Raw genomic sequence first — 11768 nt, 5'->3', positions numbered from 1 at the left:
CTCACAGACCGGCCCAACCACATCGACGGCATGTTTTGGGCGATGCAACAACACCTCGGAGACGGGACGGATCTCGTGATAGGCACTATACAAACTCGGCCTAATCAAATCATTCATCGCCGCATCGACGATGACGAACCGCTTTGCCTCTCCAACCTTTTCATACAGGACCCTGGTGACAAGGATGCCCGCATTCCCTACAATCACGCGCCCAGGTTCCATGACTAACGTCAAATTCAAATCCTTCACGAGCGGGGAAATCGCATCAGCATAATCCTGCGGCAACGGCGGTTTTTCGTCAGAGTATGTGATACCCAGCCCCCCTCCGATATTGAGGTATTGGATGTTGATTCCCTGTCCCTTTAACGTCCCGACGAGCGCCACCACTTTTTTCAACGATTCGACGAAAGGCGTCACTTCCGTCAGCTGAGACCCGATATGCGCATGAACGCCGACGACCTCGATGTGTCCCAGCGAAGAGGCGCGCTTGAATTCTTCCAAGGCGCGATCTGCCGCAATGCCGAACTTGCTCTTTTTCAAACCGGTTGAAATATAGGGATGCGTCTTGGGATCGATGTCCGGATTGATCCGCAGCGCGACACGCGCCTTCTTCCCGACCGATGCCGCCACGTCATTGATGGCGTGAATCTCCGCCGACGATTCGACATTGAACATAAGAATATCGGCTTTTAATGCATCTCTGATCTCTTCGGCATTCTTGCCCACACCAGCGAATACGATCTTTGAAGGAGGCACTCCTGCCTTCAACGCCCTGAACAATTCTCCTCCGGAAACAATATCGACGCCGCTTCCCTCTTTTGCCATGAGACGAAGGATCGCAAGATTGGAATTAGCTTTCATCGCAAACGCAATGATGTGCGGGATGTCCTTGAAGGCACCGTCGTACACCCGAAAATGTCTGGTCAACGTGGCATGGCTATAGATGTAGCAGGGCGTTCCGACTTCCTTCACGATTTGACCGAGCGGCACCTGCTCACAGTACAGTTCGCCCTGCCGATACTCGAAATTATGCATCCTGAAAATCCTCTCTCAGCATCTCGAGTCCCGCGAGTGAGAGTCCCTGCAGCGAGTTCTCAAAAGCGTCTCTGAACTTGCGATAGCGCACTCTCACGTTCGGGACAGCGGCCTTGATCGACTCCGAATCCACGAGCGCTTTCAAAGCATCGGGCGTCGCCAACTTAAGATGTTCAAAGTTGACGATGACGTCCATCTTGGCTTTCTCGGCGCCTTCGACGATTCGCTTGATGAGTTCTTGCACGCTAAGGCGGTCCAGCGCTCCTTCCAGGTCCACGAATAGGGCCGCAAACTTGTCGTGCCGCTTCACCTTGATGTGAAGAGCTAAATTCTGAGCCGAAACAGATTTGGGATCAAACCGCTGTTTCAACGCATGGAGTGCGCTCGGAATCAACTGGTCTTTGTCCAATACCGGCAGTTTCGCTTGCAGGTTCTTGAGCACCGACGCGAGGGGAGACAATGTTCCCTTCGGGCAACTTCGCTTGACCAACTTGCGAAACTCCCGATTCATCTCCCATCGGGCGACCAAACGTTGCTTCGTACCGGAAAGCCGGTACCAGATGTTCGGCAGAGAATAGAACTGATGATTGGCCCAGTGGAAGCCCTCCTGCAATTGCTCCGGCGTCATGCGGCTCGGTTGAAACACGACGTGTTTGCCGTCGTACTTCGACCAGTCCCAATCGAAAATACGCCCGGCGCTCTGGTAGCGATCAAACAAGGCGGTTCCCGGCAACGGTGTCAGAACATTGAAATAGGCCAGTTCAACCTGATTCTTGGTTAAGAAGTCCACCGCCCGCTCGAAGACCGCTTCATCATCGTTATCAAATCCGAACACGATGCCAGGATTCACCATGATGCCGTAGTCATGAAACATCTTGATCTCTTGCGAAAACTTCTGAACCCGGTTGAATGGCTTATTCGTTTCGTCGAGACAGTCCTCGTCGAGCGATTCCATTCCGACGAAGACCGATACGCAGCCGCTCTCTGCAGCGAGTTTCACCATCTCTTCATCATCGGCCAGAAACAGCGTGGACTGGCAGCCCCACTTGAGCTTCAGCGGTTTGAGCGCGGTCCACAGCTCTCGGCAATAAGCGCGGTTGCTGTTGTGAAGATCATCGACAAAAGCAACGATGCTGCCGTCTTCGATACCGACACGAATCTTTAGCGTGGCCAGAAACGCATTCCAGAGCGGTTCGTCGCGGATTCGCTCGACCAGTTCGCTGCGAATCCAGCGTTGGACATTTTGTAATTCTGTGACGACTTCCTCGACCGGTCGACGCCTGGTTGTCTTGCCGTTAAAAGGGGACACACTGCAGAATTCGCAATCAAAATGACATCCCCTTGTAGTGAAACTGCACTGCCGCGTCATATAGGAATCAGGGCTGAGCAGTTCCACACGAGGACTCTTGTAATGCTCCAACGCCGGAAAGGCCGTCATCTTGTACACGCGCTGCATGCGCCCCGCCTCATAATCGGCAACCAGTTGGGGCCAGAGATCTTCGGCTTCTCCACACACAACTGCGTCGGCATACTGCAAGGCCTCGTCGGGACAGTAGGTAGGGTGGACGCCTCCCATCACCACGGTCTTCCCTCGTTTACGGAACTCCTTCGCGATTTCATACGCACGGGGCGCGTAACAGGTCATGATGGACAGGCCCACCATGTCGCAAGGATCGTCGAAATCGATATCCTCCACCGCCTCGTCAACCAAATCGACATCCCAATGCTCCGGCGTATAGGCGGCAATAGTCGGTAAACTCAGCTTGGGAAACCAGACGGCACGGCGCTCCGAGGCCGTCAGGTGGTACTGACTGTCTCGAGGATAGGGATCGACCAACAGAAGCCGTCTGCCCGATGTCGGCTTGAGAGATTGACCTTGTCGCATAGGTTGAATCAGTTGCATCGGTCTCTCCTCCGGTTCATTGTATGAGAAGATAGGACGAAATGATGCCCTTTTCTTTTATTTATTAACGCGTTCCGACTGGCCGCAGGGATGGCAGAATTACTTCCTGGCCCTCCGGCTCTTCCTGATCATTCATTTCCGCGGTCTCGCGTTGCGTCGCCTCTTGCGCATCGCGCTTTTTCTGTTCCTCAATCGTCCTGGACACCCCCACCGTTTCCGGCGGAACAGGAGATCCGACCACGCCACACGCGGTTCCCAAGAGAGTCATTACCGCGATCAACGTGCGGTTCATGACAACATCCGTTCAAGCTCAGAGATCCGCTGTTCAACGCACCTCTTTGCCGTCCCCCCGATTTGCGCCTTGCGATCGATCGCCGACTGAACGGTCAATCGACTGAAAACATCCTTTCCTATACGATCGGAAAACTTCCGCAATTCCTCGAGCGACAAGGAAGTCAGCTCGACATCTCGATTCAAGGCAGCCCGCACAATCCGACCGGTGATCGCGTGAGCTTCGCGAAAGGGGACGCCTCTCGTGACCAAATAATCGGCCAATTCGGTCGCCAGGAGTCCGCCGCCTTGTACGGCATGATTCAGTACGTTCCGGTTTACTTTGATACGACGCGTCAATTCAGTCAACACTTGAATCGAAGCCGACACCGTATCGAGCGCATCGAAGAGCGCGGGCTTATCCTCTTGTAAATCTCGATTATAACTGAGCGGCAAGGCTTTCATAGTGGTCAACAAATGGACCAGGTGGCCGTAAACGCGGCCCGTCTTGCCGCGCACCAGTTCTGGCACGTCCGGGTTCTTCTTTTGCGGCATCATGCTGCTGCCGGTACAAAACGCATCGGGCAACTCGACGAACTGAAATTCCTGTGTGGACCAAACGATCAATTCCTCACTGAGCCTCGACAGGTGCATCATCACAATCGACAAGGCCGCGGCGGTTTCGATCATGAAGTCACGATCGGAAACCGCATCCAAGCTGTTCGTCGTCACTTGAGGAAACCCGAGTAGCCCAGCCGTGTATCGACGATCAACCGGATAGTTCGTTCCAGCCAAGGCTCCTGACCCCAAAGGCATCACGTTCAATCTCACACGGGCATCTCGTACACGCCCTTTGTCCCGCTCGAGCATATCCACATAGGCCAACAAATGATGGGAAAACAGAACCGGCTGTGCTCGTTGGAGATGCGTGTAGCCCGGCATGGCGATAGCCCGATTCGCTTTGGCCTTCGCGACCAAGACCCGTTGAAACTCCCCAATCCGTGAAGCAAGGGAATCCAGGTGATCGCGAAGGTATAGCCTGACGTCTAAGGCCACCTGATCGTTCCGGCTTCGGCCTGTATGCAACTTACCGCCCAATGAACCGATCAGCTCCGTCAGCCTGCGTTCAATGGCCATATGAATGTCTTCGTCGGCCGGCGAAAAGCGAAATCGCCCGCGATCCAATTCCGTCTTCACCGATTCCAATCCCCGGACAATGGTCCTCGTTTCACCTGTTGTCAGCACGCCGGCCTTTTTAAGGGTCTTACAATGGGCGATGCTCCCCTGAATATCATGGGCATAAAGCCTCCGGTCGATCGCGACCGAGGCAGTGAACGCTTCTACCAGTTTGTTCGTTTTCTCTCGGAACCTTCCGTCCCAGGCTTTGCCGCTAGCAGCAGTAGCCCGAGAAGTTCTTCTTCTGGTCCCCATCAGGACGATGCCTTCTTCCGTTGCGCCCGAATCTTCAGCCGCAACGCATTTAACCGTATGAAGCCTTCGGCGTCTTTCTGGTTATAGACCTCATCCTCTTCAAAGGTGGCGATGTCCAACCGATAGAGCGAATTCCTCGATTTCCGGCCAGCCAAAGTACAGCTTCCTTTATAGAGCTTGACTCTCGCCGTTCCAGTCACGTCTTTTTGGGCTTCGTCGATCGCGGCCTGCATCATTTCTCTCTCTGGGCTGAACCAATAGCCGTTATAGATCAGCTCGGCAAAACGAGGGATCAAACTGTCCCTGAAGTGGAGCACCTCGCGATCCATCGTCAAGGACTCCAATCCCCGATGGGCGACGTGCAGGATCGTGCCTCCCGGCGTCTCATAAACACCTCGCGACTTCATCCCAACGTAACGATTTTCGACTAGATCGACTCGCCCGATTCCATGTGCCCCCCCTAATTTATTGAGATGGGCAAGGAGAGTTGCCGGGCTCATTTTCTTACCATCGACGGCCACCGGATTGCCGGCTTCGTAGTCAATCTCTACTTCCAGTGATTTGTTCGGAGCCCTCTCAGGCGAAACCGTCATCTGAAAAATTTCATCAGGAGGAGATTCCCATGGATCTTCGAGAATCCCGCCCTCGTAACTCACGTGAAACAAATTCAGATCCATACTATACGGCTTAGCCTTCGTCGCCGTCACAGGTATACCGTGCCGTTCCGCATACTCGATACATTCGCGCCGAGACCGCATTGCCCATTCCCGCCAAGGAGCAATGATCTTGAGCTTCGGAGCCAAGGCCGTATAGGTCAATTCGAATCGAACCTGATCGTTCCCCTTTCCCGTCGCCCCGTGCGATACGGCTTCCGCACCTTCCTTGAGCGCGATTTCAGCCTGCCGGCGGGCAATCAACGGGCGCGCAATGGACGTGCCCAACAGATAGCTCCCTTCGTACATCGCATTGCCGCGTAACATCGGAAATACATAGTCCCTGACGAACGTCTCGCGCAAATCTTCGACGTACACTTTCTTCACGCCGAGCTTCTGAGCCTTGACCTTTATGGCTTGAAGATCTTCACCTTGCCCGAGATCGGCGCAAAAAGCGATGACCTCAGCCTTGTAGGTCTCCTGCAACCATTTGAGGATGACGGAAGTGTCGAGGCCCCCCGAATATGCCAGCACCACTTTCCTGATCGCACGACTCATCGTGGTCTTGTTCTCCTCTTGCCCAGCAACTTTGCCAGAATTGCTTTCTGCATGTGAAGGCGGTTTTCCGCCTGATCAATCACAACCGATTGGGGACCATCAAGAACTTCCGCGGTAATCTCCTCGCCTCGATGCGCCGGCAAGCAATGCATCACAATCGCATCTGGCCTGGCCTTCGAGACAAGACGGCTATTCACTTGGTAAGGTGCCAGCACCTTCAGCCGTCGGGCCTGTTCCCTCTCCCGCCCCATGCTGATCCACACGTCCGCATAGATGACATCCGCGTCCTTCACCGCCACACAGGGGTCATGGTCGAGTTCGATAACCGCCCCTGTCTTCGTCGCTTCAGCTCTTGCAAGATCTACGACATGTTGATCCGGCTGATAGCCGGACGGACAGCCAAGCGCGATGGTCATTCCCATCTTTGCCGCAGCTTCAATGAGGGAATTAGCGACGTTATTGCCGTCCCCGACATACGCAATCTTGACGCCTTTGAGTCGCCCCTTCTCTTCCTTGATCGTCAGCAGATCCGAGAGGGCCTGACAGGGATGGCTGAGGTCTGTGAGTCCGTTGATAACCGGCATGGTGGCTTCCCGGGCCCATTCTTCAACCGTGGAATGGTCGTACGTGCGAATCACGATACCATCAAGGTAACGCGACAAAACCCGAGCTGTGTCGGGGACACTCTCCCCTCGTGAGAGTTGGATGTCGGCCATCGGCAACACCATCGCATGGCCCCCTAATTGATTCATACCGGCCTCAAACGAGACTCTCGTTCTCGTCGAGGGCTTCTCGAACAACAGCCCTAACGTCTTCCCTTCTAGCAGCGGATGTGGAATACCACGGCGTTGCTTTTCTTTCAGACGGGCGGCCAGCGTCAGAAGACTTTCGATGTCCGCTTTTGAAATGGCGGCTACATCGAGAAGATCCTTCACGAGCCCTGCGCTTCTTCGCTTCGGCATATTCGGCCCTCTCAAGGCAACTCTAATGAGCAAGCTTTGACTTTTCCTGCCTGACGCAGACCTTCGTCAACACCTCAAGCAGATGATCGATCTCACCTTGCGAAATAATCAGTGGGGGCACAAAGCGAATCACATGTTCGCTTGTAGCATTAATTAACACGCCCCGCTTCAGGCATTCAGCCACAACCATCTTCGCATCGAGTTTCACCTCAATCCCTTGCAAGAGGCCCAAGCCTCGAACATCTTGAACCGCATTATGACGTTCTTTGAATTCCAACAAACTCTTCCCGAAATATTCACCTATACGACGGGCTTGATCGAGCAGGCGGCCTTCGATGAGTACGCGGAACACAGCCAATGCCGCGGCACAAGCCAATGGGTTGCCGCCGAACGTCGAAGCATGGGAACCAGGCTCGAATGCCTGGGCGATTTCTTTCTTGGCCAAACAAGCTCCGATGGGCACCCCTCCCCCCAATCCCTTAGCCAACGTCATAACGTCCGGCTGAACACCCAGCTGCTCGTACGCGAACAGCGTTCCTGTTCTTCCCATTCCAGTCTGTACTTCATCGAAGATCAGGAGAATGTCTTTTTTTGTGCACAATTCTCGCACCGCTGCAAGATATCCTCGATCCGCCACATGGACGCCCCCTTCACCTTGAATCGGCTCGAGCATAATGGCTGCCGTTCTCTCGTTGACCGTCTGCTCCAACTCCTCAAGATGATTGAAGGCCACGTAATGGAAACCGGGCACGAGGGGGTCAAACCCCTTCTGCACCTTTTCCTGGCCGGTTGCTGTCAGTGTTGCCATCGTACGTCCGTGGAAGGAGTTCTTCATCGTGATAATTTCAAACCGGCCAGGCCCGTATTTGCCGTGGGAATAACGGCGCGCAAGTTTGATCGCCGCTTCGTTCGCCTCTGCACCGCTGTTACAGAAAAAGACCTTGTCGGCAAAGGAATGATCCACCAGCGCTTCAGCCAATTTAACCTGCGGTTCCGTGTAATAGAGATTGGATGTATGGATAAGTTGAACCGCTTGCTTCTGGATCGCCAAGACAAGATCCGGATGCCCGTGTCCCAAAAGATTGACGGCTACCCCTCCAACAAAGTCTATGTATTCTCGTCCTTCCAAATCGTAGACCTTCGTGCCACGACCTCGTGCAATCGAAATCGGCTGGCGCACGTAGGTATCCATCAGGTACTGTTCGGCAGCTTGCTTCAATTCTTCGGTCGGCATGGCAGACGTATCCCCTTGTAAAGAAAGGGAAGCTAGCACAGCAAACGAGGGAAAGCAACCTGAGAGGCCACGCCCAAACAGGCCAACCCATCAATCGCTTCATTTCCCTCTATGCCCGGATGATGTGATACTCTCCCTAACATGAAAACGTGCGAGCATTGCCAGCAGCAAAATGACGAAGCCGCGAAATTCTGCTACCAATGTGGGACGGAGTTGGTGAAGCCTATTGAGTCAGCCATTCCATCAGAAGCACTCAGTCCAATTAGGCAAGATGAGGACCTCTGGCGGGCTTTCATCGGTCCAAACGCTGACCGCTACCTGGAAAAATTCAAGAAATTCGGTACGCATCAATCTCCAAAATTCGCACTGACATGGAACTGGCCGGCCTTCCTCTTTGTCTCTTTCCTTTGGTTCCTCTATCGAAAGATGTATCTGTATGCGGCCGTCTATGCCATCGGACCGATAATTTCCACCATGATGACGGGAGACATGAGCAGCGGGATTGTCTGGAGCATCGTCGCCGGAGCCACAGGCAATTATGTCTACTATTGGCACTGTCGAGAGCAGATCGGTGTGATCAAGCAACGGAGTTGGAACGACATCAACCAGCAGGATGCGGCGATTAAAGAAACGGGAGGCGTCCAACCCTATGTCATCTATGTCGGCATCGCCCTGTATGTTCTATTCTCCATGACAATGTTCAAAATGATTCAGGAAGGGTCCCTTGAGGAAGGATCAATGCCAGGCAAACCAGCCAAATCAACCGTCACGATTACCACGTAATAACAAACGATCTATCTCGCCCTTTGCCAGCTAATCCAAGCCTGGAACCAGGCGAAATCCTCCTCATAGGCTGCGCCTCCTGTATCCCCTACTTCTTGTTTCTGTTCGAGCTGGGTATAGGTTCGCGGCCAGTTTTTTTGCCACCACGACTTCAACTCATCCGGACTGTAAGGCTGTCCATTCTGGCTCAGGATACCTGCTGCTTCGCAGACGGGAGCCACTAATGGCCAATAGCGATCTTTCCCAAGACCCAGGCCTCGGAAATGCTCGCGCAGGAGAAAGACGACCCAGAGCTCCGCACTGTGCTTCTTGTTGTGCTTGAATGGCTGCGTCTGCCGAAGCGGCACTGGATCGAAGGCTTTCACAATGGAAGTGTAATCCGGACCTCCGTAGGTACCGGCTGCTTCTGCAATCCCTTCGATAATATTCGATAATTCTAATTCTGCAACGGGTGATGGACTCATAGTTTTCCCCGGAATGACTTCGAAAAGCGGGCTAGGGGTCGTGAGCAATTCGATCAGCGGCTTGAGCTCACGCAGCCTGGTGGCAGCGGCTTTCAAAATTTGCTCGGATTCCAACCAATAATCCGGGTCGTTCTTTGTCAGCCGTTCGCGCCCCGCAGGAGGCAGTACCGTGGGGACCCAGTACCGCATGAGCACAAACAGGACATAATCGACTTGACCACCCACTTCTGTAATGCGAGCCAGCCACCCTTCCGATAGTGCTCGCTTGAAAAACGACTGCGCTCGACTGGATATAGCCAGACGATCGGCTATGCCGATCCACCAACTCTCTAGAGCTGTCCAATCGATATCGGATGACGGAGGTATAGTCATTCCGTGAGACGGTGCGATAAGGAAAGGAACCGGTACGGCATGGTACTTCTGCATTCCGAGGAAAGCAACGCTTGACTTGACGAACTGTTCCAGTATCCTTGAGCCTGTTCACGATCTTCATCGGCCAGGAGGGAACGCAATGGGGCGTTTGGTGTTGCTGCGACACGGCGAATCTCAATGGAATCTGGAAAATCGATTTACCGGGTGGGTCGACGTTCCCCTTTCACCGCGAGGCGTGCAGGAAGCGAAAACCGCCGGCGAAAAATTGCGCGGCTTCACGTTCAATCGAGCGTTCACATCCGTGCTCACCAGAGCGAATGAGACCCTGCGACTAGCTCTAGAAACTATCGGCCAGGCCGGTATCCCGGTCGAGAAAGACAAGGCACTCAATGAACGAATGTACGGGGAACTGCAGGGGTTAAATAAGTCAGAAACGGCGAAGAAATACGGTGATGCCCAAGTAAAAATTTGGCGCCGGAGCTACGACGTCGCCCCGCCAGGCGGGGAAAGCTTGAAGGACACTGCCGCACGTGTGCTGCCTTATTATGAAAAGAAGATCAGACCGCACCTCCTGCAAGGCGAAACGATCTTGATTGCGGCGCATGGAAACAGCTTGCGGGCACTTGTCATGCAGCTTGAACAGCTGTCGAAGGAACAGCTACTGGAGCTCAATATCCCGACTGGTGCTCCGTTACTCTACGAGTTGGATCATACCGGGAAGGTACTAAGCCATCGCTACCTGTGAGAGTTTTGCCTCTCAGCCCACATCCTGCAACAGTCGTCCATAGGTCTCGACCGGCACCGAATCGATCAAAAGCGTCAGGACATTCCTTCGATCTTCTTCGTTCACAAGACGCTCTTCTTCCAGCCACAATCCCACTTCCGCGCTAATCCCTAGCGGACTGATCCCATCTTGAATCAGTCGCTCGTATCGTTGCGTCCGCTCTTTCCATTCCGTCAGAAATGTGTCCCAGGCAATCGGGCCGACGGGATAGATAGTTCCCCACCCGTTTCCGACTGCGTTCAGGACCAATTCGGATACCGCCTGCTGAAATTTAGCCGGGATATGGGCCTCAATTGCCGCGTAAATCCAGAAGAGATTGAGCGAAAGGATTTCCCGCGTAAGGGCCTGCGCCCGTTCGGTTGTCGATTCGATCCCATACTCTTCCAATTGAGGTTCCAGCACACCGACCGGCATGGCAGCAATCAAAACCGAGGCCGCTTCCTTTGGTGTCTTGGCTTGGCCGGACATGAATCCTCCTTGAATCGTTGCAAAGGATACCGCAGCAAAGGAGCGCACTCAAGCAACTTGTCCGCGTATCACCCCTGTGCTAGCATCCGGCCATGTTTTCAACAGACCGAGATACTCTCAATTCCAAAAATCTGTTTAGCACTATTGCTGTTCTCACAATTCTCCTCGTTTTCATGCCGACGGCACGTGCTGAAGAGAATCGCCTGGGTTTCGGCAGCGACATCGGTTTCACCACAGGTACGGTAGATGGAACTACCTTCACCTTAGGGCTCAACTTCGATTATTACCTCGATCGAAATTTCTCCTTGGGACCCACCATGCAAATCAGTCCGATGGGTGACCTCTTTCAAATCGCCTTCGCTGGCGTGGGCCGTTACCACTTACGCCTCGACAATAAAATCAACCTGGTTCCGTACATGGGAATCGGGTTAATCCACGTGGATCTTGATCGAGGAGCAGGACCTGCTCGCGTCGACCGCAACGATACAAGCTGGTTTTTTCCCATCGGCCTTTCGCTGGAATACCAAGCAGTTCAAAACATTGCGCTCTCTTCGACCCTCCAAGTAAATCTTCACGATATTAACCTCTCCCCTTCACTGCCCGAGAATGATCATACAAGCGTAATGCTTCTGTTCGGTGTTCGTTGGGGACCCTAGTCTTCAGTTACGGAGTCGGTCACTTCCCTATTAACACGCGTGATGGGACTAACACTGGACACCTTCGCATTGTTTCCATCTTAAGCTCCCACGCTGGCAGCACTTGTAAACTTGTAAATAGCGGCCCTATTTCATACGGATTCCGGGCAACAAAGGCTTACGTCATGTCAATCAAGGCCTCTTCGGTTAACGGAT

Annotated in this window: 12 protein-coding genes; 3 read left to right on the top strand and 9 right to left on the bottom strand. The window is 53.5% G+C overall.

The features are described from left to right. From lysA to ACWVCN_RS02640, 7 genes are all read right to left on the bottom strand, one after another. A partial coding sequence (lysA, locus tag ACWVCN_RS02670) for a diaminopimelate decarboxylase (protein ID WP_455243967.1) occupies window positions 1-1035 on the bottom strand: 1035 nt, incomplete at its 3' end. Then, entirely contained in the window at window positions 1028-2938 is a 1911-nt protein-coding gene (locus ACWVCN_RS02665; protein WP_455243966.1) for a B12-binding domain-containing radical SAM protein, read from the bottom strand. The genes lysA and ACWVCN_RS02665, both read right to left, overlap by 8 nt. 64 nt (window positions 2939-3002) lie before the next feature. Beyond that, complete coding sequence (locus ACWVCN_RS02660) at window positions 3003-3230, bottom strand: hypothetical protein (RefSeq protein WP_455243965.1); 228 nt, start codon at window positions 3228-3230, stop codon at window positions 3003-3005. Next, entirely contained in the window at window positions 3227-4639 is a 1413-nt protein-coding gene (gene argH / locus ACWVCN_RS02655; RefSeq protein ID WP_455243964.1) for an argininosuccinate lyase, read from the bottom strand. The genes ACWVCN_RS02660 and argH overlap by 4 nt, the downstream gene beginning before the upstream one ends. Continuing rightward, the gene (locus tag ACWVCN_RS02650; protein ID WP_455243963.1) at window positions 4639-5850 is read right to left on the bottom strand and encodes an argininosuccinate synthase; all 1212 of its coding nucleotides are present in this window, start codon (window positions 5848-5850) and stop codon (window positions 4639-4641) included. Before ACWVCN_RS02650 ends, argH begins: the two co-directional genes overlap by 1 nt. Continuing rightward, window positions 5847-6812 carry an ornithine carbamoyltransferase gene (argF, locus tag ACWVCN_RS02645; protein WP_455243962.1) on the bottom strand — a complete coding sequence of 322 codons (966 nt, stop codon included), beginning with the start codon at window positions 6810-6812 and terminating at the stop codon, window positions 5847-5849. The genes ACWVCN_RS02650 and argF overlap by 4 nt, the downstream gene beginning before the upstream one ends. Window positions 6813-6834: 22 nt before the next feature. Continuing rightward, window positions 6835-8046 carry an acetylornithine transaminase gene (locus ACWVCN_RS02640; RefSeq protein ID WP_455243961.1) on the bottom strand — a complete coding sequence of 404 codons (1212 nt, stop codon included), beginning with the start codon at window positions 8044-8046 and terminating at the stop codon, window positions 6835-6837. Window positions 8047-8187: 141 nt separating this feature from the next. Between ACWVCN_RS02640 and ACWVCN_RS02635 the strand changes: the two genes are divergently transcribed. Beyond that, window positions 8188-8829, top strand: a complete 642-nt coding sequence (locus ACWVCN_RS02635) for a DUF2628 domain-containing protein (RefSeq protein WP_455243960.1) — start codon at window positions 8188-8190, stop codon at window positions 8827-8829. An 11-nt stretch (window positions 8830-8840) separates the two neighbouring features. Here the strand turns inward: ACWVCN_RS02635 and ACWVCN_RS02630 are convergent, their stop codons facing one another. Beyond that, a complete protein-coding gene (locus ACWVCN_RS02630; RefSeq protein WP_455243959.1) occupies window positions 8841-9665 on the bottom strand; it encodes a hypothetical protein in 825 nt (274 codons plus the stop codon). Between the two features lie 139 nt (window positions 9666-9804). On the opposite strand from ACWVCN_RS02630, the gene ACWVCN_RS02625 reads away from it, so the two are divergent. Continuing rightward, the gene (locus tag ACWVCN_RS02625) at window positions 9805-10410 is read left to right on the top strand and encodes a 2,3-bisphosphoglycerate-dependent phosphoglycerate mutase (RefSeq protein WP_455243958.1); all 606 of its coding nucleotides are present in this window, start codon (window positions 9805-9807) and stop codon (window positions 10408-10410) included. Between the two features lie 12 nt (window positions 10411-10422). Here the strand turns inward: ACWVCN_RS02625 and ACWVCN_RS02620 are convergent, their stop codons facing one another. After that, window positions 10423-10917: a hypothetical protein gene (locus ACWVCN_RS02620; RefSeq protein WP_455243957.1), complete on the bottom strand. Its 495-nt coding sequence runs from the start codon at window positions 10915-10917 to the stop codon at window positions 10423-10425. A gap of 92 nt (window positions 10918-11009) precedes the next feature. Here ACWVCN_RS02620 and ACWVCN_RS02615 point away from each other — a divergent pair, with 92 nt between their 5' ends. After that, window positions 11010-11573 (top strand): hypothetical protein, encoded by a 564-nt coding sequence (locus ACWVCN_RS02615; RefSeq protein WP_455243956.1) that lies wholly within the window; start codon window positions 11010-11012, stop codon window positions 11571-11573. Window positions 11574-11768: the final 195 nt, after the last annotated feature.

Source organism: Petrachloros mirabilis (assembly GCF_975968855.1).
This window is presented reverse-complemented; position numbering and strand designations above follow the sequence as displayed.

Excerpts from the sequence above, each read along its gene's own strand:
- argH (WP_455243964.1), bottom strand. The coding sequence starts at position 4,639 with ATGGGGACCAGAAGAAGAACTTCTCGGGCTACTGCTGCTAGCGGCAAA.
- argF (WP_455243962.1), bottom strand. The coding sequence starts at position 6,812 with ATGCCGAAGCGAAGAAGCGCAGGGCTCGTGAAGGATCTTCTCGATGTA.
- ACWVCN_RS02640 (WP_455243961.1), bottom strand. The coding sequence starts at position 8,046 with ATGCCGACCGAAGAATTGAAGCAAGCTGCCGAACAGTACCTGATGGAT.
- ACWVCN_RS02660 (WP_455243965.1), bottom strand. The coding sequence starts at position 3,230 with ATGAACCGCACGTTGATCGCGGTAATGACTCTCTTGGGAACCGCGTGT.
- ACWVCN_RS02635 (WP_455243960.1), top strand. The coding sequence starts at position 8,188 with ATGAAAACGTGCGAGCATTGCCAGCAGCAAAATGACGAAGCCGCGAAA.
- ACWVCN_RS02650 (WP_455243963.1), bottom strand. The coding sequence starts at position 5,850 with ATGAGTCGTGCGATCAGGAAAGTGGTGCTGGCATATTCGGGGGGCCTC.
- ACWVCN_RS02615 (WP_455243956.1), top strand. The coding sequence starts at position 11,010 with ATGTTTTCAACAGACCGAGATACTCTCAATTCCAAAAATCTGTTTAGC.
- ACWVCN_RS02625 (WP_455243958.1), top strand. The coding sequence starts at position 9,805 with ATGGGGCGTTTGGTGTTGCTGCGACACGGCGAATCTCAATGGAATCTG.
- ACWVCN_RS02620 (WP_455243957.1), bottom strand. The coding sequence starts at position 10,917 with ATGTCCGGCCAAGCCAAGACACCAAAGGAAGCGGCCTCGGTTTTGATT.
- ACWVCN_RS02665 (WP_455243966.1), bottom strand. The coding sequence starts at position 2,938 with ATGCAACTGATTCAACCTATGCGACAAGGTCAATCTCTCAAGCCGACA.
- ACWVCN_RS02630 (WP_455243959.1), bottom strand. The coding sequence starts at position 9,665 with ATGACTATACCTCCGTCATCCGATATCGATTGGACAGCTCTAGAGAGT.